This is a genomic window from Roseovarius gahaiensis (genome assembly GCF_011601345.1).
Classification (GTDB): Bacteria; Pseudomonadota; Alphaproteobacteria; order Rhodobacterales; family Rhodobacteraceae; genus Roseovarius; species Roseovarius gahaiensis.
In genome coordinates this window covers 14,433-34,781 of sequence record NZ_JAAORB010000011.1, presented here as the reverse complement: position 1 = coordinate 34,781, position 20,349 = coordinate 14,433, and the positions used below count along the sequence as shown (strand labels likewise).

Annotated in this window: 21 protein-coding genes; 10 read left to right on the top strand and 11 right to left on the bottom strand. The window is 61.9% G+C overall.

From position 1 onward, the window contains the following. Positions 1 to 13: 13 nt before the first annotated feature. The 3 genes from HAT86_RS07940 to HAT86_RS07930 all read right to left on the bottom strand — a co-directional run bounded on the left by HAT86_RS07940 (position 14) and on the right by HAT86_RS07930 (position 2,189). The gene (locus HAT86_RS07940; protein ID WP_167195655.1) at positions 14 to 658 is read right to left on the bottom strand and encodes a precorrin-8X methylmutase; all 645 of its coding nucleotides are present in this window, start codon (positions 656 to 658) and stop codon (positions 14 to 16) included. Positions 659 to 726: 68 nt separating this feature from the next. After that, positions 727 to 1,968 (bottom strand): sirohydrochlorin chelatase, encoded by a 1,242-nt coding sequence (locus HAT86_RS07935; RefSeq protein WP_167195492.1) that lies wholly within the window; start codon positions 1,966 to 1,968, stop codon positions 727 to 729. Between the two features lie 2 nt (positions 1,969 to 1,970). Continuing rightward, positions 1,971 to 2,189 (bottom strand): DUF6732 family protein, encoded by a 219-nt coding sequence (locus HAT86_RS07930; RefSeq protein WP_167195489.1) that lies wholly within the window; start codon positions 2,187 to 2,189, stop codon positions 1,971 to 1,973. Between the two features lie 325 nt (positions 2,190 to 2,514). Between HAT86_RS07930 and HAT86_RS07925 the strand changes: the two genes are divergently transcribed. Beyond that, positions 2,515 to 3,489: a glutathione S-transferase family protein gene (locus HAT86_RS07925; protein ID WP_167195486.1), complete on the top strand. Its 975-nt coding sequence runs from the start codon at positions 2,515 to 2,517 to the stop codon at positions 3,487 to 3,489. Positions 3,490 to 3,525: 36 nt separating this feature from the next. Here the strand turns inward: HAT86_RS07925 and HAT86_RS07920 are convergent, their stop codons facing one another. The 3 genes from HAT86_RS07920 to HAT86_RS07910 form a co-directional block, all read right to left on the bottom strand. Continuing rightward, positions 3,526 to 4,416: a dihydrodipicolinate synthase family protein gene (locus tag HAT86_RS07920; RefSeq protein ID WP_167195484.1), complete on the bottom strand. Its 891-nt coding sequence runs from the start codon at positions 4,414 to 4,416 to the stop codon at positions 3,526 to 3,528. A 57-nt stretch (positions 4,417 to 4,473) separates the two neighbouring features. Continuing rightward, on the bottom strand, positions 4,474 to 4,788 hold the full coding sequence (locus HAT86_RS07915; RefSeq protein WP_167195482.1) for an HPF/RaiA family ribosome-associated protein: 315 nt from the start codon (positions 4,786 to 4,788) through the stop codon (positions 4,474 to 4,476). Positions 4,789 to 4,915: 127 nt separating this feature from the next. Beyond that, complete coding sequence (locus tag HAT86_RS07910) at positions 4,916 to 5,323, bottom strand: (R)-mandelonitrile lyase (RefSeq protein ID WP_167195480.1); 408 nt, start codon at positions 5,321 to 5,323, stop codon at positions 4,916 to 4,918. Between the two features lie 385 nt (positions 5,324 to 5,708). Between HAT86_RS07910 and rpmB the strand changes: the two genes are divergently transcribed. The 3 genes from rpmB to HAT86_RS07895 all read left to right on the top strand — a co-directional run bounded on the left by rpmB (position 5,709) and on the right by HAT86_RS07895 (position 6,974). Beyond that, the gene (gene rpmB / locus HAT86_RS07905) at positions 5,709 to 5,999 is read left to right on the top strand and encodes a 50S ribosomal protein L28 (protein ID WP_167195478.1); all 291 of its coding nucleotides are present in this window, start codon (positions 5,709 to 5,711) and stop codon (positions 5,997 to 5,999) included. 104 nt (positions 6,000 to 6,103) lie between these two features. Continuing rightward, on the top strand, positions 6,104 to 6,451 hold the full coding sequence (locus tag HAT86_RS07900) for a hypothetical protein (protein ID WP_167195476.1): 348 nt from the start codon (positions 6,104 to 6,106) through the stop codon (positions 6,449 to 6,451). Between the two features lie 43 nt (positions 6,452 to 6,494). Further along, on the top strand, positions 6,495 to 6,974 hold the full coding sequence (locus tag HAT86_RS07895) for a copper chaperone PCu(A)C (RefSeq protein WP_167195474.1): 480 nt from the start codon (positions 6,495 to 6,497) through the stop codon (positions 6,972 to 6,974). Positions 6,975 to 7,459: 485 nt separating this feature from the next. On the opposite strand, the gene HAT86_RS07890 is transcribed toward HAT86_RS07895, so the two are convergent. After that, positions 7,460 to 8,152: an NAD-dependent deacylase gene (locus HAT86_RS07890; protein ID WP_167195472.1), complete on the bottom strand. Its 693-nt coding sequence runs from the start codon at positions 8,150 to 8,152 to the stop codon at positions 7,460 to 7,462. Between the two features lie 43 nt (positions 8,153 to 8,195). On the opposite strand from HAT86_RS07890, the gene HAT86_RS07885 reads away from it, so the two are divergent. The 3 genes from HAT86_RS07885 to cuyB all read left to right on the top strand — a co-directional run bounded on the left by HAT86_RS07885 (position 8,196) and on the right by cuyB (position 10,794). Continuing rightward, entirely contained in the window at positions 8,196 to 8,633 is a 438-nt protein-coding gene (locus HAT86_RS07885) for a low molecular weight protein-tyrosine-phosphatase (RefSeq protein WP_167195470.1), read from the top strand. 162 nt (positions 8,634 to 8,795) lie between these two features. Further along, the gene (hisD, locus tag HAT86_RS07880; protein WP_167195468.1) at positions 8,796 to 10,103 is read left to right on the top strand and encodes a histidinol dehydrogenase; all 1,308 of its coding nucleotides are present in this window, start codon (positions 8,796 to 8,798) and stop codon (positions 10,101 to 10,103) included. A gap of 10 nt (positions 10,104 to 10,113) precedes the next feature. Continuing rightward, on the top strand, positions 10,114 to 10,794 hold the full coding sequence (gene cuyB / locus HAT86_RS07875) for a cysteate racemase (RefSeq protein WP_167195466.1): 681 nt from the start codon (positions 10,114 to 10,116) through the stop codon (positions 10,792 to 10,794). Positions 10,795 to 10,797: 3 nt separating this feature from the next. Here cuyB and meaB read toward each other — a convergent pair whose 3' ends face one another. Further along, positions 10,798 to 11,772 (bottom strand): methylmalonyl Co-A mutase-associated GTPase MeaB, encoded by a 975-nt coding sequence (meaB, locus tag HAT86_RS07870; RefSeq protein WP_167195464.1) that lies wholly within the window; start codon positions 11,770 to 11,772, stop codon positions 10,798 to 10,800. A 130-nt stretch (positions 11,773 to 11,902) separates the two neighbouring features. Between meaB and hrpB the strand changes: the two genes are divergently transcribed. The 3 genes from hrpB (at position 11,903) to HAT86_RS07855 (ending at position 16,469) form a co-directional block, all read left to right on the top strand. Further along, positions 11,903 to 14,359: an ATP-dependent helicase HrpB gene (gene hrpB, locus HAT86_RS07865; RefSeq protein ID WP_167195461.1), complete on the top strand. Its 2,457-nt coding sequence runs from the start codon at positions 11,903 to 11,905 to the stop codon at positions 14,357 to 14,359. A 125-nt stretch (positions 14,360 to 14,484) separates the two neighbouring features. Beyond that, positions 14,485 to 14,895 (top strand): NUDIX hydrolase, encoded by a 411-nt coding sequence (locus HAT86_RS07860; protein WP_331272516.1) that lies wholly within the window; start codon positions 14,485 to 14,487, stop codon positions 14,893 to 14,895. Positions 14,896 to 14,987: 92 nt separating this feature from the next. After that, positions 14,988 to 16,469, top strand: a complete 1,482-nt coding sequence (locus tag HAT86_RS07855; protein WP_167195457.1) for an inorganic phosphate transporter — start codon at positions 14,988 to 14,990, stop codon at positions 16,467 to 16,469. A gap of 15 nt (positions 16,470 to 16,484) precedes the next feature. On the opposite strand, the gene gndA is transcribed toward HAT86_RS07855, so the two are convergent. The 3 genes from gndA to HAT86_RS07840 form a co-directional block, all read right to left on the bottom strand. After that, positions 16,485 to 17,885, bottom strand: coding sequence for an NADP-dependent phosphogluconate dehydrogenase (gndA, locus tag HAT86_RS07850; RefSeq protein WP_167195454.1), 1,401 nt, complete (start codon positions 17,883 to 17,885; stop codon positions 16,485 to 16,487). Positions 17,886 to 17,930: 45 nt separating this feature from the next. Next, positions 17,931 to 18,857 (bottom strand): ornithine carbamoyltransferase, encoded by a 927-nt coding sequence (argF, locus tag HAT86_RS07845; protein WP_167195451.1) that lies wholly within the window; start codon positions 18,855 to 18,857, stop codon positions 17,931 to 17,933. A gap of 90 nt (positions 18,858 to 18,947) precedes the next feature. Then, positions 18,948 to 20,132 (bottom strand): aspartate aminotransferase family protein, encoded by a 1,185-nt coding sequence (locus HAT86_RS07840; protein WP_167195448.1) that lies wholly within the window; start codon positions 20,130 to 20,132, stop codon positions 18,948 to 18,950. Positions 20,133 to 20,349 lie beyond the last annotated feature (217 nt).

Here is a 20,349-nt window from a genome sequence, read left to right as displayed (position 1 = left end):
ACAAGCGCCCCGGTCACGCCGTGCCCTCGGGAATACCCGCCGCCAGCGCGTTGACGGCGGCACTGGCAATCGCCGATCCACCGCGCCGCCCGCGCAGCGCCACGAAGTCACAACCGCGCGGGGCATCCGCCAGTTCCGCCTTGCTTTCCGCCGCGCCGACAAAGCCCACCGGAAAGCCAAGGATCACCGCCGGTTTCGGCGCGCCCTCGTCAAGAAGTTCCAGCAGATGAAACAAGGCCGTGGGCGCGTTGCCGATGGCAACGACCGCCCCCTCCAGATGTTCGGCCCACAACTCGACCGCCGCCGCCGACCGGGTGTTGCCGATGCCCGCCGCAATCGCGGGCACGCGCGGATCGTTCAACGTCACGATCACATCGTTCTCGGCGGGCAGGTAGCGACGGATGATCCCGGCGCCGACCATTTCACAATCGCACAACACCGGCGCACCCGCCTGCAATGCCGCATGCCCTGCAGCATAGGCGTTTGCAGTGTACGCCAACCGGTCAGCCACCTCGACCATGCCGCAGGCATGGATCACGCGGATCGCAAGTGCCTCCATGCCGGGGCCAAACCGCTCAAGTCGCGCCTCGCGGCGCACGGTTGCAAAGCTTTCAGCATAGATCGCCGAGGGGTTTTTCTCGTAGGGGCGCAAAGGCAAATCTTTCACTGGGTGGCCCGCGTCAGAAACCTCCGACGCGGGTAATTATCGCAAGCAGAAAAACCTGCTCAGGCCTTGGTTTTCCGCGCGCTTTCCGGGCCCAAAGGATGGTCTGCATGCGGATAGGCGGCGTGATGATGATGGTGGTCATGGTCGTGGTGGTGATCATGATCGTGGTGATGATGGTGGTGGTGGCCGTGGTCCTGCATCTCAAGGCGGCACATCCCGGTGCAGAACGTGTCGCACAAGCTGCAATCGGCCACGTTCGAGCCCGGCGCACTGGCACCTTGCCCTTCAACATGGTGGTGGTGGCTTTCCTGTATCGCGCCCACCTCGGCCTCGAATCCCAGAATAGTGGTGCGATATTTGCACAGCACGCAGGTCGGCGGCGGCACATCGCTAAAGGCCGGGTGCCCGTCGCCTGCGGCTGCGGCTGCGGCCAGTGCGCGGCGCTGTTCGGCGGTGATTTCTTGCGTATCGCTGCCCTCGATGGCCAGAACCTGCGTGCGATACTGGCAGGTGCCACAATTGGGCGGCGGGTTGGCCCCGGCCTGTTCGGTCACCCGTTCGGCGAAGGTTTCCAGAACTTTAGGGTGATCGCCAAGATAGCCTGCCTTGACGAATTCGATGCCGGGATGTTCGGCGGCCACCTGATCGGTGAAGCCATAGATCCGATCAATCAAGATGCCCGAAAACAGGAAATACGGGAACACGATTACCCGCTTGTAGCCCAGTTTGGCCACATGCTGCAGGCATGGCTCAACCAGCGGGAAGGTAACGCCGGAATACCCCACCTCGGACCAGCCAAAGCCCAAGCCCTCTTGCAGCATCCTAGCGATCTTGGCGACGTTGCCGTTGGCGTCCGGGTCCGACGCACCACGCCCGATGACCACAAGGCAGGTGTCGTGCAAACTGACCGCGCCCAGATCGGCGTTGGCGCGATCCACCGCGTCTTGCACCCGCGCCCCGGCGGCGGCGATCATCTTGGGATCAACCGCCAGTTCGCGGCCATAGCGGACATCGACACCATGCTTGGCGGCATAGGTGTTCAGCACCGTGGGAATGTCGTTCTTGGAGTGCATCGCGGCAAACAACATGCCGGGCACAGCCAAGATGCGGTCACACCCCTTGGCGCGCAATTTATCCAGACCGTCGCGGATCACCGGATTGGCAAACTCAAGATAGCCATACTCCATCTCCCAGCCATCGGGCAGGTAGGGCGGCAGTTTTTCGGCAAGGGTCGAGAACTCATCCACAGCCGATTGGCTGCGCGAGCCATGCCCACAAATCATCACGCCGGTCTTTGTCATGCTCAGGCCTCCTGCGGCTCGTCTTCGTCGGTTTCTTCGGCCTCGGCCTCTTCGGCGTCCTTGCGGCCCTTCAGGCCAGCCCAAAGCCCGATGGCAATGGCCGCGCCCAGCGCCGCCGCGCCCAGCCAATGGCCATGGCCCGCCACCTCGGCCAGATGTCCGGGATGGGCCTGCGCGCCGCCAGCGGCTAGCAGCGCCGCGATGAATGTTGCGTATCTCATGGGTTGTCCCCTTTCTGATCCGTAAGTTGCCCACACACAGCACCCGGAAAAAGAAAGGCACGTCACGGCGCGCCGTGACCGACGACCGCAAACATCCAGCCCCCGGTGTGGGTCGGCCCCGTCTGCACCTCTTTCCGGCCCGCATGCGGGCATCGTCGCTAGTTCTATAAGCTGCTAGACCAGCCTTCGCAAACAAAGAAACGCCACTGTGCGCGAGGGTCGCGACATGTGCAGGCGCGCACGGGCGCTGCGCAGCCATGGGGCTGGCAGCGCGGCAAGCAGACCGCTACCTCGGATGCAACGTTCATAAAGGAAAGGCGCAGTCATGGGATATCTCCGCAACGGCCAATGGCATGACCAATGGTACGACACCGACACGACCGGCGGCGCTTTCGTGCGCGATACGTCGAAATTCCGCAACTGGGTCACGGCTGATGGCAGCGCGGGGCCTTCAGGCCGCGACGGGTTCAAGGCCGAATCGGGCCGTTACCATTTGTATGTGTCGCTGGCCTGCCCGTGGGCGCACCGCACTTTGATCTTCCGCGCACTCAAAGGGCTGACCGATCATATCGGCGTGTCGGTCGTGCATCCCGACATGCTGGGCGAGGGGTGGGAATTTCGCACCGATTACCCCGGCACCACCGGCGACACCCTGCACGATCTGGCCTTTGCGCGCGACTTGTACACGCGCGCCGATCCCGATGTGTCAGGCCGCGTGACCGTGCCGATCTTGTGGGACACCAAGCGCGATACCATCGTATCCAACGAATCCGCCGAGATCATTCGGATGTTCAATTCGGCCTTTGACGCGATCACCGGCAACACCGATGATTACTGGCCCACAGACCTGCGCGATGCGATCGAGCTTGTGAATGCCCGCATCTACGACACCGTCAACAACGGGGTGTACAAATCCGGCTTCGCCACCAGTCAACAAGCCTATGACGAGGCGGTCGGCCCGCTGTTCGAGACGCTTGACTGGCTGGAAGAGCGCCTGTCCGACAATCGCTATCTGATGGGCGACAAGCTGACCGAGTCCGACTGGCGGCTGTTCACCACGCTGATCCGGTTTGATGCGGTCTATCACACGCATTTCAAATGCAACCGCGCGCGGATCGTGGATTATCCCAACCTGTGGGGCTACGTCCGCGAGCTATACCAATGGCCCGGTGTGGCCGAGACGGTGAATTTCGATCATATCACCCGGCATTATTACTACAGCCATGACATGATCAATCCGCACCGGATTGTGCCCACCGGCCCGGTGTTGGACCTGAGCGCCCCGCACGGGCGCAACTGAACCACGGCAGGGGCCGCAATGGCCCCTGCTTATCCATCATAGCGCGCCGACCTGCGCCAGAACGCGGCGCACTTCCTCAACCGCATCGGGCGACAGCGCGGCTTGCGGTGGGGCGGGCTGACCGCAATCGAACCCCTGCAATGTCAGCCCTGCCTTGACCGCCCCGGCCAAGTTGAACCGGGCAAAGACCTGATTGACCGCCCATAACTCGCGCTGCAACGCCATCGCGCCCGTCCAATCGCCAGCCTCGCACAGCTCGAACAGGCGCACGCTTTGCCGTGGGGTCAGGCAGGACGGCCCCGCCAGCCAGCCGCGCTCGCCAATCAGCATAACGGCAACCGTAATATGCGACGAGGCCGCGAACACCCCGATCCGGCCCTCGGTCATGTTCATCACCGACAACAGCCGCCCGGTATTGGTGGACGCATCCTTGAGAAACGCAATATTGGGATGGTGCGACAGCCGATCAATCACCGGCAAAGACAGATCGGCACGCTGGAAATTCGGGTTGGTATACAGGGTTACGGGCAGATCAGTGGCATCCGCGACGGCGGTGAAATAGTCAATAACGCCGTCATCGGGCACCGGAAAATACGCCTCGAGCACCGCCAGAATACCATCCGCGCCCAATTCGGCCCAGCGCTTGGCCTGTTTGACGGCGTCAACCGTGGTCGTGGCGGCAACGCCTGCAATCACAGGCACACGGCCCTTGGCCGCCTCAACCGTGGCGGCGACCACCCGTTCCTTGGCGGCGAAATCCAGATAGGCGAATTCCCCGGTCGAGCCTAGAGCGGTCAGCCCGTGCACACCGCTGTCGATCAGATGATCGACCAGACGCTGCAAGGCGGCTTCATCCACCACGCCCGCAGAGGTCAAAGGCGTAGGCAGATAGGGCACGACGCCCCGCAAACCCCGGACATCAGGCATCGCACAAGACCTTGTGCGCGCCCGACCCGACCGGATGTTGCGAACCAATCCGCAACATCAGCGCCGGTCCAGCTTGCCAAACTCGCTGTCCAGCAATGATTTCAGCTTCTTGGCACCACCGCGCAGCGCCGCCTCGACCGTGGCATCGCTATGCGTCACAGCCTGTGGCTGCATACCCTCGGGCCGCGCCTCAATCGTGCAGTGGATGTCATCGGCACCGCCCTTGTCGGCATTCACATCGGCCAGATGCACCTCAAGACGCGATAGCCTTTCGGTCAAATGGCCCAAGCCCCCGGTCACGATCTGCTCGGCCTGATCCGACAGGGCCTCATCGCCTTGAATATGGGCGTCGGTATTGAATTGAAACTGCATAGCAAACTCCTCTTTTACGTCATGATACGGCACGCATCGTGCCAGTGCTTTGACCAAAAACAATGTTCAGCGACAAAAGCGTCATTTCCGCAGTTGCAGCCTGTCAGGTAATACGCGTCGGCCCTTGTCAGACCGGCGCGTGCCCATACTCAGTATCGCTGACATGCTCTAGCCAATCGGCGGCCTGCCCCTGCTCATCGGCTTCTTGCATGGCCAGATGACACATCATCATGTCCGGCCCTGCACCATGCCAATGCTCTTCGCCGGGCGGAATCCAAACCGTATCGCCGGGCCGGATGAGCTTTGGCGCCTCACCGCGCAACCCGATCAGCCCGACACCCGACAGAACATACAGCGTTTGCCCCAACGGATGCGTGTGCCACGCGGTGCGCGCCCCCGGCTCGAACGTGACCCGCAAGGTTCGCAGCCGTGCCGGTGCAGGCGCGCTGACAACCGGGTCTTGCCACACTCGGCCCGTGAAATAATCAGCACTGGCCAAAGTGCTTGCCCGGTCTTCTGCTTTGAATATCTCCATCGCGGTGCCTCCTGTCATTTTAACCGTGGGACGACAGAAAACTTGCCCGGACTGGCAATAATTTTGCGACCCACCTACTTTGGGAACGGTATCAGCAGGCCACCGGAATTCCCAACAAGAAACCTGTCGGCGTCCTTGATATATGCCCATCATAGGCACACCCCTGCCGCGAAGGGCCAATTTGTGGCAAAGGTCGTCAGCATCGTGAACTTTGTAGAAATTCCACAGCGCAGGCCCGAGGCTTTGAATTCCCGGCCCGAATCCCTTGACGCCCCAGCGCTTTGGTCCTAAAGACCGGTCAATGAATTCGGGGCGCTGCCACTGGCGGTGCCCGTTTGTATTGAGCAGGGCCACATCAAGCCCCAGCAAACACGAGGAAAAGCCCATGTCGCGCCGCTGCGAACTGACCGGAAAAGGCCCGATGGTTGGCAACAACTCCAGCCACGCCAACAACAAAACCAAGCGCCGCTACCTGCCCAATTTGCAGGATGTATCGTTGCAATCCGAAACACTGGGCCGCGCCATCAAGATGCGCATCTCGGCCGCAGCGCTGCGCAGCGTCGATCACCGTGGTGGTTTGGATGCCTTCCTTGCCAAAGCCAAGGACGATGACCTGTCGGCTGGTATCCTGAAGATCAAAAAAGAAATCGCCAAGGCGCAGACCGCAGCCGCCTAAGCCTTGCGATATCTAAAATGCGTTTACAGCCCTGCCTATATGGCGGGGCTGTTTCGTTTTGTCGCTTTACCTTTCATCCGGCCACTGCCTATATTTTGCCCAAGATGAGAAAAGCACAGCCCTTTATTGCCGTAGCCCTATCCGCCCTGCTGGTCCTGACGGGCCACAGCATGGCGCAGGCCCGCATGGCCCCCGGTCCGCAAGGTCACATTGTTTTGTGCACCAGCACCGGGCCGCTGGCAGTGCTGGTTGATGTCGACGGACAGCCCACAGGCCCGGCGCATATCTGCCCCGACTGCGCGATCTCGCTGTTTCAGGCCGTGGTGGATGCGGGGCCGAACATGGCCGCCCCAACCGCATGGATCAAAGCCGAAGCTGTTGGTTTCAAGTTGGTTTTTCACACCCCCGAGGCAGGGCCAGCCGTGGCACGCGGCCCGCCCGCACGGGCCTGAACGATCAACCTGACCCCCAACACTCTTGACCGGAGATACATCCATGTCCTTTAAATCCACCGCTTTGGCGGCCCTTGCCGCCGCATCCTTCACCCTGCCCGCGTTTGCCGCCGATATCATGGTCCAAGACCCCTACGCGCGGTCCTCGGCAATGATGTCCACCTCGGGTGCGGCCTTCATGCAGGTCATGAACCACAGCAGCAGCGATGACCGGCTGATCGGCGCGGCCTCGCCCGTGGCCGAACTGGTTGAGCTGCACACCCACGAGGAAGACGAAAACGGCGTGATGCGCATGATCCATGTCGAAGAAGGCTTCCCCGTGGCCGCGGGCGAAACGCTGATGCTGGTCCGTGGCGGCAATCACGTCATGTTCATGGGCATCACCGACCCGTTCGAGCAGGGCGACACGATCCCCCTGACACTGACCTTTGAACAGGCCGGCGACATCACCGTCGACGTACCCGTCGATCTGGAGCGCAAGCCAAACCACGGCATGAGCCACCAGCACGGCAAAAGCGAATAAGCTGGCGAAACACTGTCGAAAGGCCGGGCCGAACCGCCCGGCCTTTTTCGTGTTGTGGTGCGAGCAGGGTTCCGAACGCATTGCATGCGCGGCTCGACTTCGGGACAGAAACCTACCGAATTTCGGTAATACAAGACGGAGCGGGCATTGCCTTGCGCGGTTTCAAGGCGCAAAGCGCCGCCGCGCATCGCCGGGCCGCCCCCCGGCACGGCGATTGGGTTGGTCATAGCGCTTCAATTTAAGGTTTCGCGCCAGTGACTTGGATAAATTTTTTTGGCTCAAGCCGTAGATCGCCGCACCGCGGCCCGTCAATACGCGGCTTGTGCTGACAACGAGCAAAGGTGCCTACGGCCGACCCTTCGTTGCAACCTGCATCAAGACCCGCAGGACGCGCGGTCTGGCGATCGCGCGGCGCCTTCGGCGCTATTCGCGCAAGGCGCTTACTAGGAGCGTCCACAAAGGGCGCACCCTAGCGGGCTGGGCGGTCACCCCGCCAACACCTCGTCCACCCACGCCGGCACCACCACCGACGCGGGGCCATGGCGTGTTTCGGCAAAATCGCGGACATTCACCGACGCCTCCATGTTCAGCTCCACAGTATGCGCCCCGGCGCGGCCCGCATGTTGGCCAAAGGCCGCCGCCGGATAGACCTGCCCCGAAGTTCCAATCGCGGCAAAAACATCAGCCTGTTCCAGCAACTGCCAGATCCGCTCCATCTGATAGGGCACTTCACCGAACCAAACGATATCGGGCCGGGTGCATGGGGCACCGCATGACGGGCACACATCCTTGGGGTCCATCACCAACGGCGCGGGCCACCGATGATCACAAGCCGCGCAGAGGGCACCCTCCAAGGCACCATGCATATGCATCACATTGGCATTGCCCGCCTTTTCATGCAGGCCATCCACGTTTTGCGTCACGATCCAGACCTCACCGCGATGCTGCGCTTCCAGCCGGGCCAAGGCCTCATGCGCGGCGTTCGGCACGGCATCAACAGCCTGCGCACGGCGCGTGTTGTAGAACCGATGCACCAGCGCCGGGTCACGCGCAAACCCTTCGGGCGTGGCGACATCCTCGATCCGGTGTTGCGCCCATAACCCGCCTTCATCACGAAAGGTGCCCAGCCCGCTTTCGGCGGAAATGCCCGCCCCTGTCAGAATTACAATCTTTTCCATAACGCCTCCTTGCCCTATGCATTGATGCCCAAAGGAGCCCCGCATGACCACCCGTATCCTGTTCGTTTGTCTTGGAAACATCTGCCGGTCCCCGGCCGCCGAGGGCATATTTCGCAGGCTTGCCCCAGATGTGCAGTGCGATAGCGCAGGCACCGGCGACTGGCATATCGGCAAGCCGCCTTATGGCCCGATGCAACAGGCCGCATTGGCGCGCGGCTACGATCTGTCGACGCTGCGCGCACGGCAGTTCCATGCAGGCGATTTCGACGCCTTCGATCTGATCCTTGCCATGGACGATGCAAACCTGCGCGATATCGAAGGGCTGCGGCCCACGGGCAACGAAACCCCGGTTCGCCTGTTCACCGATTACACCGATGACAGCACCGCCGATCACGTGCCCGATCCTTATTTTACCCGTGATTTCAACGAAGCTTTGGACCTGATCGAACAAGCGGCAAAAGGTCTGCGCGCCACCCTGTAGACGCCGCCGTTGCACGAAGTGCCTGGACACACAGAAACGAAAACAGTTTTGGGTTAGCCGAAGCACAGTTTCAGCGCGCGGAAAAAGGCGCGAACGAGGTGCTCAAAACACTTGCTGCGCGTCGGGATTCGGCCTCACTTGGAGGGCGAAGGAGACTGCGCGATGACCATCCAATTCTTGAAATCAGCCACCGAACAGCCAGCACAAACATCAGCCGATATCAGTGATACGGTTCAGGTCATGCTGGCCCGGCTGCGCACGGGCGGCGCGCAAGTCGCCTTGGATTATGCACAGCGTCTGGATGGATGGCAGGGCGATATCTCGGTCACCTCGGATCAGATCGCGCAGGCCGTGGCCCGCGTGCCGCAGGATCTGAAAGACGATATTCAGTGGGCACATGAGAACATCAGCCGTTTCGCCGCCGCACAGCGCGCCACGGCGCAAGACATGCAGGTTGAGCTGCGCCCCGGCCTGATTGCCGGTCAACGGCAGATCCCCCTATCGGCGGCGGGATGCTACGTGCCGGGCGGACGCTACACCCATATTGCCAGTGCGCTGATGTCAATCGCCACCGCGCGCGAGGCCGGTGTGCCCGACATCACTGCCTGTTCTCCGCCCAACGGGGCGCAAGGCATTCCCGATGCGATGCTCTACGCGATGCATCTTGCGGGTGCCACGCGCATCTTGTGCATCGGCGGGGTGCAAGGGATCGCGGCCATGGCGTTCGGGCTGTTCGGCGCACCGCCTGCCGATATCCTTGTCGGCCCCGGCAATGCCTATGTGGCCGAGGCGAAACGCCAATTGTTCGGCCCCGTCGGCATCGACATGTTTGCAGGCCCCACGGATATCCTTGTTCTGGCCGACGAAACTGCCGATCCCGAAGTGGTGGCGGTTGATCTGGTCGGTCAGGCCGAGCACGGGGCCACCAGCCCTGTTTGGCTGGCCACCACGCACAAACCCTTGGCCGACGCAGTGCTGGCGCGCATTCCGCATCTGATTGCCGATTTGCCGGGCCCGAATCGCGAAGCCGCCGAAATCGCATGGCGTGATCTGGGTGAGGTTGCCCTGTGCGACACCCGCGAAGATATGGCGCAATTCGCCGATGATCGCGCGGCCGAACATCTGCACGTTCAAGCGCAGGATTTGCCATGGTGGCGTGACCGGCTGCGCGCCTACGGGTCGCTGTTTCTGGGCGAGGACACAAGCGTGGCCTTCGGCGACAAAGCCGCCGGTCCAAACCATGTGCTGCCCACATCGGGGGCCGCGCGCTACACCGGCGGGCTTTCGGTGCACAAGTTCCTCAAGACGGTAACATGGCAAAAGGTCGATGACCGCGCCCGGCCCGATCTGGCCCGCGTTAGCGCCGGGATCAGCCGCGCCGAGCGCATGGAAGGCCACGCGCGGTCGGCTGATATCCGTCTGGACCCACCCGCCCTATCCACAAGGATACAGCGCGAGGCGCAGGGCTGAGGCGGGCGATATGAAACCTGTTGGCATTTTGGGCGGCATGGGCCCCGAGGCGACGATCCTTTTGATGCAAAAGTGTCTGGATGCCGTGCCCGCCCACGATGACGCCGATCACATCCCGCTGATCGTGCATCAAAACCCGCAGGTGCCCAGCCGGATCAAGGCATTGATTGACGGCACCGGCGACGATCCCGGCCCGGTTCTGGCCAGCATGGCCTACGGCTTGCACATCGCGGGGGCAACCGCACTGGCCATGCCGTGCAACACCGCGCATCACTATGCCGACGCGATCAAAGATGCGACCGATCTGCCGTTTCTGAACATGCTGGAGTTGACCGCCGAAACGTTGTCGGATGCGGGCGCGCACCGTGTGGGCATGTTGGCCTCACCGGCAACACGATTGACCGGCGTGTTCGACACGCCCTTTGCCGCACGCGGGCTGACCCCAGTGAACGTCCCAGATGATGGCGCAATTTTGGATATCATCCGGGCGGTCAAGGCAGGCGCATCTCAGGCGGCGCTGAAAGCCAATCTGGCACAGCAAGCACACATTCTGCTGGATCAGGGGGCTGATCACCTGTTGGTGGCCTGCACCGAGCTATCGTTGATCACCGATGCCCTGCCCGCAGATGCGCCTTGGACCGACAGTCTGGACTGTCTGGTCGATGGAATCATCCGGTTTGCCCGCGCCTGACGCTCAACCGCGCAAACCTTGCAAAAGCTCCTGCGCGGCAACGGTCGGTGTGATGTCCCCGGCGGCCACCCTTTCGGCGAAATCCTGCATGCGCGCACGGGCCTCCGGGGTGTCCAACTGCGCCATCAGCCCCTGACGCACTTCTTGCTGGAACCAATAGCGCGCCTGCGCCTCGCGGCGGGCATCAAAATGCCCGTTTTCCCGCCGCCAATTGGTGAGGGCCGTCATCTCGTCCCATGCTTTTTGCAGGCCGTCCCGCTCTAACGCGGATACCATCATGGCCTTGGGGAAATCCGCCGGGTCTTGGGGGCGTTTGCGCAACAGGCGCAAGGCACCGGCATAGTCAGAACAGGTTCTGGTCGCCGCCGGTTTCAGATCGCCATCGGCCTTGTTGATCAGGATGATGTCAGCAATTTCCATGATCCCGCGTTTGACGCCCTGCAATTCATCCCCGCCCGCAGGCGCGATCAACAGAATGAACAGATCCGACATTTCGGCCACCACAGTTTCCGACTGCCCGACCCCCACGGTTTCGATCAGCACCACGTCGAACCCAGCCGCCTCGCAGACGGTCACGGCTTCGCGGGTGCGGCGCGCCACCCCGCCCAGATGCGATTGCGCCGGCGAGGGCCGGATAAAGGCATTCGGATCACGAGACAGCTCTTCCATCCGGGTCTTGTCCCCCAGAATGGACCCACCCGACCGCGCGCTGGACGGATCAACCGCCAACACGGCCACGCGCAGGCCTTGGCCCGTCAACATCTTACCGAAACTTTCGATAAAGGTCGATTTGCCAACCCCCGGCGTGCCCGACAGGCCAACGCGGATGGCCTGCCGTTGCGCATCTTTTAGCCGTTCAATCAATTGCACAGCCTGATCGCGATGATCGGCCCGAGAGCTTTCGATTAGGGTAATCGCACGCGACAGGGCCCGCCGGTCACCCGTCAGAATTTTCTCGCTGAGAGTTTCGATATCCATGATGTCCGGCAGCCTATCTGTTTCGCATTGATCTCGGGCGCCTACATGACGTGGCATAGCCCCGAATGTCCAGAGCGGCAAACCAGCCCCGCCTATGGAAAATCGCCCCCATATCGCGGATAAGGCGCAGATGACCCACAGCTTGCCCATCCATGATGCGATTGCCCCCTTGATCGCCGCGCTGCGCGACCACAGGCGCGCGGTGCTACAAGCGCCCCCCGGCGCCGGCAAAACAACCGTCGTGCCCTTGGAAATGCTGACCGCGCGGCTGACCGACGGGCGTATCCTGATGCTGGAGCCGCGTCGCCTGGCCGCGCGCGCCGCAGCCGAACGCATGGCCCAGACCTTGGGGGAACATCCCGGTGAAACCGTCGGGTATCGCGTACGCGGTGAATCGAAAGTCTCGAAAAGCACCCGTATCGAAGTGGTCACCGAGGGTATCCTGACCCGGATGATCCAATCCGACCCGGAATTGACCGGCATCGGCGCGGTGATTTTTGATGAATTTCACGAACGCTCGCTCAATGCCGATCTGGGGCTGGCGCTGTGCCTTGAGGTAGCCGGGGCGCTCAGGGATGACCTGATCCTGCTGGCCATGTCGGCCACGCTGGATGCGGCCCCCGTGGCTGATCTGATGGGCAATGCGCCAGTCATCACATCTGAGGGGCGCAGCTATCCGGTTGAAACCCGCTGGCTGGATCGGCCTGTGCCCAAACAAACCCGATTTGAACCCGCACTGGCCGATCTGGTCGCCCGCGCCGTGACCGAAACCGATGGCGGCGTTCTGGTTTTTCTGCCCGGCGAGGGCGAAATCCGCCGTGTCGAAGCCCTGCTGAAAGATCGCTTGCCCGCGTCGTGCCACCTGCACCCGCTGTTTGGCGCGATGGAGTTTGCCCGCCAACGCGCGGCCATTGCCCCCGCCACCGAGGGGCGCAAAATCGTGTTGGCCACGTCGATCGCCGAAACCTCGTTGACCATCCAAGACATCCGCGTGGTTGTGGATGGCGGGCGCGCGCGGCGGGCGCGGTTCGATCCGGGAAGTGGTATGTCACGGCTGGTGACCGAACCGGTCACCCGCGCCGAAGCCACACAGCGCGCCGGGCGTGCGGGCCGCGTCGCCCCCGGCACCTGCTACAGATTATGGAGCAAGGGCGAAGAGGGCGCATTGCTGGCCTACCCCCCGGCTGAGATTGAGGCCGCTGATCTGGCAGGGCTGGCGCTTGAACTGGCCGCGTGGGGGGCCACGCCCGACAATCTGGCCTTTCTCACCCCGCCCAATCCGGGTGTGTTTGCCGAGGCGCAGGCGCTGTTGCGGATGTTGGGCGCATTGGATGCGCAAAACCGGATCACCCCACATGGCAAAGCGATTGCCGCCCTGCCCCTGCATCCGCGTCTGGCGCATATGACCGCCAAGGCCGGGCCGGATGCGGCGCTGTTGGCCGCTTTGCTGTCGGATCGTGACCCTTTGGCGCGCGGCGCGCCGGTGGATCTTGGCCTGCGCCTGACCGCGCTGCGCGACCTGCGCCGCTATGAACGGCGCCATTCCCATGCCGTTAACCGCGGCGCGCTGGAACGGATCAAATCCGAAGCCAAGCGATTGTCGCGCCAAGTGCGCGTTACACCGGAAAATAGAGTAACAGACGCCGAGATGACCGCGCTGGCCTATCCGGATCGCGTCGGCCTACGCCGCAAAGGTGACGCCCCGCATTATGTCTTGTCAGGGGGCAAGGGCGCGGTGATGCCCGATAGCGATGACATGGCGGGAGCCCGCTTGATCGTGGCCACCGATCTGGATGGTGACCCGCGTGAGGCGCGGATCAGGCAGGCCATCGCCATCAGCGAAGCCGAATTGCGGGCGCAGTTCAGCGATCAGATTGCGTGGCATGATGTCTGCCAATGGGACAAACGCGAGCGCCGCGTCTTGGCGCGACGGCAAGAACAGTTTGGCGCATTGGTGCTGGATGACCGCATTTGGAAAGACGCCCCGCCCGAGGCGATTGCCACCGCCATGCTGGAGGGTGTCCGCGATCTGGGGCTGAACTGGAGCGATGCGGCCCGGCGGTTCGCCGCGCGGGTCGAATTGCTGCGCGCCGCCGGGGATGACCTGCCCGCCATGACCGATGATGCCCTTCTGGCCGATCTGAAGGAATGGCTGCTGCCTTACCTGTCAGGTGTCAAAACGGCCCAAGATTGGAAACGCTTTGATATGTTGGACGCGCTACGCGCCCGGCTGGATTTTGCGCAGATGCAGCGCCTTGACGCCAAGGCGCCCGCGCATTTTGAAACCCCGCTTGGCCGCCGCATTCCGATCGACTATGGCGGCGACATGCCGGACATCAGCCTGCGTTTGCAGGAAATGTTCGGCCAGACACAACACCCGATGGTCGGGGCAACCCCGCTGCGGGTCACGCTGCTGTCACCGGCAGGACGGCCCGTGCAAACCACCATGGATATCCCGGGGTTCTGGTCCACCAGCTATGCCGATGTGCGCAAGGATATGCGCGGGCGCTATCCCAAACATCCGTGGCCCGAAGACCCGACACAAGCAGACCCGACCTTGCGCGCCAAGCGCCGAACTGGGCGTTGATTTGATCTTTTCGCGAAATGCGTGTATATATTACTTTAATAATAAATAATTAAAACGAGCGGTTTAGATCAAAGCTTATGACTGATGGATTGAAAAAAGCCTGGGCAGAGGTTGTCCAGCCCCTGTTGCGACGCCCCCCGGAATGCCAGGTGGCGGCGTTATGCTGTCGTGACGGCGAAGATGGACTTGAGGTTTTGCTGATCACCAGCCGTGACACAGGCCGCTGGATCATACCAAAAGGCTGGCTGATGGACGACAAGTCGGCGGCTGAGGCCGCGCAGATCGAAGCATGGGAAGAAGCGGGCGTTCAAGATGCCGATATGCTGCCGCAGCCGATCGGGACATACAGCTATGACAAACGCCTTGACGATGGCTACGAAAACCCGGTCGAGGTGCAGGTGTTCCGCCTGAATGTATCACAAATGGCAGATATCTACCCCGAAGCGCGTGAGCGCCGCCGAGTTTGGGTCAGCCCCGAAGAGGCCGCAGAAAAAGTAGACGAGCCGGGGCTGAAGACGCTTTTGCGTAATTTGTAACAGATTTGTAACGAAATTGCGACTTAGGCCATTGAAACAGGGGGCAGGCCACTCTAGCGCTGTGCGCGAAGCGAACAACGGGAGAGTGCGTTTTGACCAAGCCCTCTGGCGGCAATCAGTGGAAAACACTGGACAAAGATTTAGGCCGAATTTCCCAAATTGAATATGCGACAACCTATGTCGCGCGCCCATTGGTGGGACCGGGCATTGCATTGGCCTTCATGGTCATCGCCGGGCTGGCCGCTGCACTGCTGTTTGGCACCCAACCCAACAACATGATCGTTGTCGCCGCCGCCGTGTTCGGGGCCTACATGGCGCTGAACATCGGTGCAAACGACGTGGCCAACAACATGGGCCCCGCCGTTGGGGCCAATGCCCTGACCATGGGCGGGGCAATTGTCATCGCCGCCATCTGTGAAAGCGCGGGTGCGCTTTTGGCCGGTGGCGATGTCGTGTCGACCATTTCCAAAGGCATCATCGACCCGGCCGGGGTCTCGGAATTGCGCGTTTTCACTTGGGCGATGATGGCGGCGCTGATTTCAGCCGCGCTTTGGGTCAATCTGGCCACCAAGGTCGGGGCGCCTGTGTCGACCACACATTCGGTTGTTGGTGGTGTCATGGGCGCAGGCATTGCCGCTGCGGGCTTTGCCGCGGTGAATTGGCCGACAATGGGCGCGATTGCGGCCAGTTGGGTGATCTCACCGGTGTTGGGCGGCGTCATCGCCGCCGCTTTTCTGGCGCTGATCAAAAGCCGCATCATTTATCAAGACGACAAAATTGCCGCCGCGCGCAGGTGGGTGCCGGTTCTGGTCGGCATCATGGCGGGCACCTTTGCCGCGTATCTGGCGCTTAAGGGGTTGAAGCGGGTCATTGATGTCAACATCGGCACCTCGCTATTGATCGGCCTTGTTCTGGGCGTGGTCAGCTATGCGGTCACCCGCCCGATGATCCGCCGCCAATCCGAAGGCTTGGAAAATCGCAACAGATCATTGAAGGCACTGTTTGGCCTGCCCCTCGTGTTATCGGCGGCCTTGCTGTCGTTTGCCCATGGAGCAAATGACGTCGCCAACGCGGTTGGCCCCTTGGCCGCTATCGTGCACGCCAATCAGTTCGGCGCGGTCGCAGGCGAGGTTGCGATCCCGATGTGGGTTATGATCATCGGCGCATTCGGTATTTCGTTCGGGCTGTTCCTGTTTGGCCCCAAGCTGATCCGAATGGTTGGCAGCCAAATCACCAAGCTGAACCCGATGCGCGCCTATTGCGTTGCGCTGTCGGCGGCAATCACCGTGATTGTGGCCAGTTGGCTGGGCCTGCCCGTCAGCTCCACGCATATCGCGGTCGGGGGCGTGTTCGGCGTGGGCTTTTTCCGGGAATGGCACATGGAGCGCCGCTTGCGCAACCACGTGGGACACACCGGCATGCCTAAGAAAATCCCAGCCGAAGAACGTCGCCGCCGCAAGCTCGTGCGCCGTAGCCACTTCATGACCATCGTTGCCGCCTGGATCATCACCGTGCCCGCTGCTGCGGTGATGTCAGCGGCGATCTTTTTGCTGCTCAATACCCTGATCAGCTAAACGCATCCCTTGGGATCAATCCCACCACGGGCCATGATGCACACCGCTTTGGCCCAACCGTTGAAAGCCATGGCGGCCAAACACATCGCGTTGAGCCTGAATGATATTGGCCGTGCCAAACCCCTGCCGCATGCTGTCATACCATGCAAGCGCGGCCGATAACGCAGGCACCGCGTGCCCGGCGTGCACTGCCGCCGCGACGGTTTCGCGCAGGGCGGGAATGGCATGGCCCAATCGTTCAGCGATCACAGGGGCGAGGATCAATTCACCGTGCTTCGGAGTGTCGTGAAATGCTGCGGCGATGTCATCCAAAAGCGCAGAGCGAATGATGCACCCGGCGCGCCAGATTTCAGCGATGCGGGCCAGATCAAGCTGCCAGTCATAGTGGTCGGACGCCTCGGACAGAAGGCGAAAGCCCTGAGCGTGCGCCAATATCCGCGCCGCCAGAAACGCGTCGGCAAGGGTTTCGGCCGACAGCGACACCCCAAGACGCGCGCCCCCCAAGACCGTTTCGGCGGTTTGTCGGGTGTCCTTTTCGGACGACCAGCTTCGGGCCGCGACCGCCGCTTCAATCATGGTGGCCGATTGACCCAGACACAGCGCTTCGATCACCGTCCAGCGGCCCGTGCCTTTTTGCCCGGCGCTATCCTTGATGACATCAATCATCGGGTGGCCGGTGTCCGGATCTGACGCGCGCAGGATGTTGGCCGTAATCCCCACCAGATATGACTGCAAAGGTCCATCGTTCCAGACCGTGAACAGATCCGCCACCTCGGGCGGGGTCCAGGCCATGCCGTAGCGCAACAAGCTGTGCAGTTCCGCAATCAGTTGCATATCGGCGTATTCGATACCGTTATGCACGGTCTTGACGAAATGCCCCGCCCCATCCGGCCCCAGAAGCGCAACGCAGGGATCGCCGCGAAACCGGGCGGCGATGGACGACAAAACCGGGGCCAGTTGCTGCCAGCTGTGATCACTGCCGCCCACCATCATCGACGGCCCGTGACGCGCGCCCTGTTCGCCGCCCGACACGCCCATACCGACGAAATGCAATTTCTGGCGGGCCAGATCAGCCGCACGGCGGCGGGTGGCGTGGAAATCGGCGTTGCCAGCGTCGATGATCATATCGCCGTGGTCCAGCAGCGGCGCGATGCGGGTGATCATTTCATCCATCGCATCGCCCGACGGGATCATGAACAAGACCAGCCGCGGCACCTCAAGCCCGGCGACGAAACCGGCCAGCGTTTCATGCGGGTGCAAGCGTTTTGACAGATCACCGCTTGCGTCCATAAAGGCGTTGATACGCGGCACCTCGCGATTGCTGATGGCAACGTCAATGCCGTGCTCGGCCATGTTCAACGCCAACGCGCTGCCCATCGTGCCAAGCCCGTAAATGCCAATGCGTGCCACTGTCATGCCTGCGCCTCGCCCTGTTGCCCGATCATGGCCAAGGCTAAAACGTCAGACGCCCAGACACCAGCGCATGACCGCCTTTTGCGCATGCAGGCGATTTTCGGCCTCGTCCCAGATCACCGAGTTGGGGCCGTCCATTACCGCGCTTGTCGCCTCGTCCTCGCGATGAGCGGGCAGGCAATGCATAAACAACGCGTCGGGCTTGGCATGGGCCATCAACGCCTCGTTCACCTGATAGGGGCGCAGCATGTTGTGGCGGCGTTCCTTGGTGGATTGGCTGTCATGCATGCTGACCCATGTGTCGGTCACGACCAGATCGGCCCCCTCGACCGCCTTGACGGGATCACGCTCGATCTCGATCGTGCTGCCCGACTTGCGGGCCAGCCCGACAAACTCGGCCTCGGGGTCCAGTTGCGCGGGGCCGGTAAAGGTCAGATCGAACCCGAACTGCCCCGCCGCGTGCAGGAACGAGGCACACACGTTGTTGCCATCGCCCGACCAGACCACTTTTTTGCCCGCGATTGGCCCACGATGTTCCTCGTAGGTCAGAATATCGGCCATGATCTGGCAGGGATGGGTGCGATCGGTCAGCCCGTTGATGACCGGCACGTCGGCATAGTCTGCCATTTCCAGTAACACGGATTCATCAAAGGTGCGGATCATGATCAGATCCACGTAGCGGCTGAGAACACGGGCGGTGTCGGCAATCGTTTCACCATGGCCCAACTGCATGTCGGTGCCGGACAGCACCATTGTTTCGCCGCCCATTTGCCGCACGCCCACATCGAAACTGACGCGTGTGCGGGTCGACGGTTTTTCAAAGATCAGCGCAACCATCTGCCCTGCAAGCGGGGTGTCATCGTCAGCCGCGCCGCGCGGACGGCCATTGCGCGCCTGCTTCATGGCATTGGCCGTATCAATCATCGACCGCAGATCGGCCGGGGCAGTTTTGTGGATATCAAGAAAATGGTTCATGTCTGTGACCTTGGTTGAGCCGGGGTTGCGGGGGCGCTGCCCCCGTCGCGCATGGCGCGACTCCCCCGGAGTATTTTTGGAACAATGAAGTCAGGTATTCCTGTTGGTGGCAACCTGCGTGGCGGCGGCGTCGAGGCGGGACAGGGCCTCGGCCATGTCAGCTTGCGTGAGATTGAGCGGCGGCAGCAGGCGCACAACATTGTCAGCCGCCGGAACGGTGATCAGTTGCGCATCATAGGCGGCGGCGACCACATCGGTATTCGTAGCCTTGCATTTGAGGCCCAGCATCAGCCCGGTTCCCCTGACATGATCAAAGACATCAGGATGCGCCGCGACAAGCCCTTCAAGGCCCTGCCGCAGATCGCCGGCGATTTCATTGACCGAGCGCAGGAAAGCCGGGTCGGATATGATATCCATCACTTTGGACCCGACAGCGCAAGCCAACGGGTTGCCGCCGTAAGTGGAGCCATGGGTGCCTGCCGTCATACCGCGGGCCGCATCCTCGATTGCCAGCACAGCGCCGAGGGGAAACCCGCCGCCAATGCCCTTGGCCACCATCATGATATCCGGATCCACCCCGGCCCATTCATGGGCGAACAGCTTGCCGGTGCGCCCCATACCGCATTGCACCTCGTCCGCGATCAGCAGAATGCCCTTTTCGTCACACAGATCTCGGAGCCCTTTGAGGCACTGATCGGGCAAGGGGCGAATGCCGCCTTCGCCTTGCACCGGTTCGATCAGGATGGCGGCTGTGGTGTCATCAATGGCGGCATGCAGGCCATCGTGATCGCCCCACGCGACCTGGGTGAACCCCGGCAGGACCGGGCCAAACCCCTTGACCATCTTTTCGGACCCGGCAGCGGCAATCGCCGCATGAGACCGTCCGTGAAACGCGCCGTCGAAGGCGATGATGCCGATACGGTCAGGCTGGCCCTGATCGTAGAAATACTTGCGCGCCATTTTCACGGCCAGTTCGCAGGATTCGGTGCCGGAATTGGTAAAAAACACGGTGTCGGCGAATGTGGCATCGACCAATTTATCGGCCAAGGCTTGTTGCTGCGGGATCTGGTAGAGGTTGGACGTGTGCCATAACTTACCCGCCTGCGCCGTCAGCGCCGCGATCAGATCGGGGTGCGCGTGGCCAAGCGCGTTCACCGCGATCCCTGCCCCCATGTCCAGAAATCGGCGTCCATCCGCCTCGATCAGCCAGCTGCCTTCGCCTTTGACAAAGCTCAACGGTGCCCGATTATATGTCGGCAGAACGGACGGGATCATGTGCATATCCTTTTCTAGGAAAGCCCCTTGAGTGCCTCAGGCGCGGGGGCAAGTCAATGTTTTGGGTGGGTGGTGGCGCGGGACGCGCCGGGATCAAGCAGGCAGGCGCCCTAGACGCGGGTGCGTCGGCGTCGGGCGGAAAGAGAGGGTGCGCGCGTGATCATGGCCAATGTTTAGCCTGTCAAACCGGATAGGCAAAGCAGAAATTGACGTAACG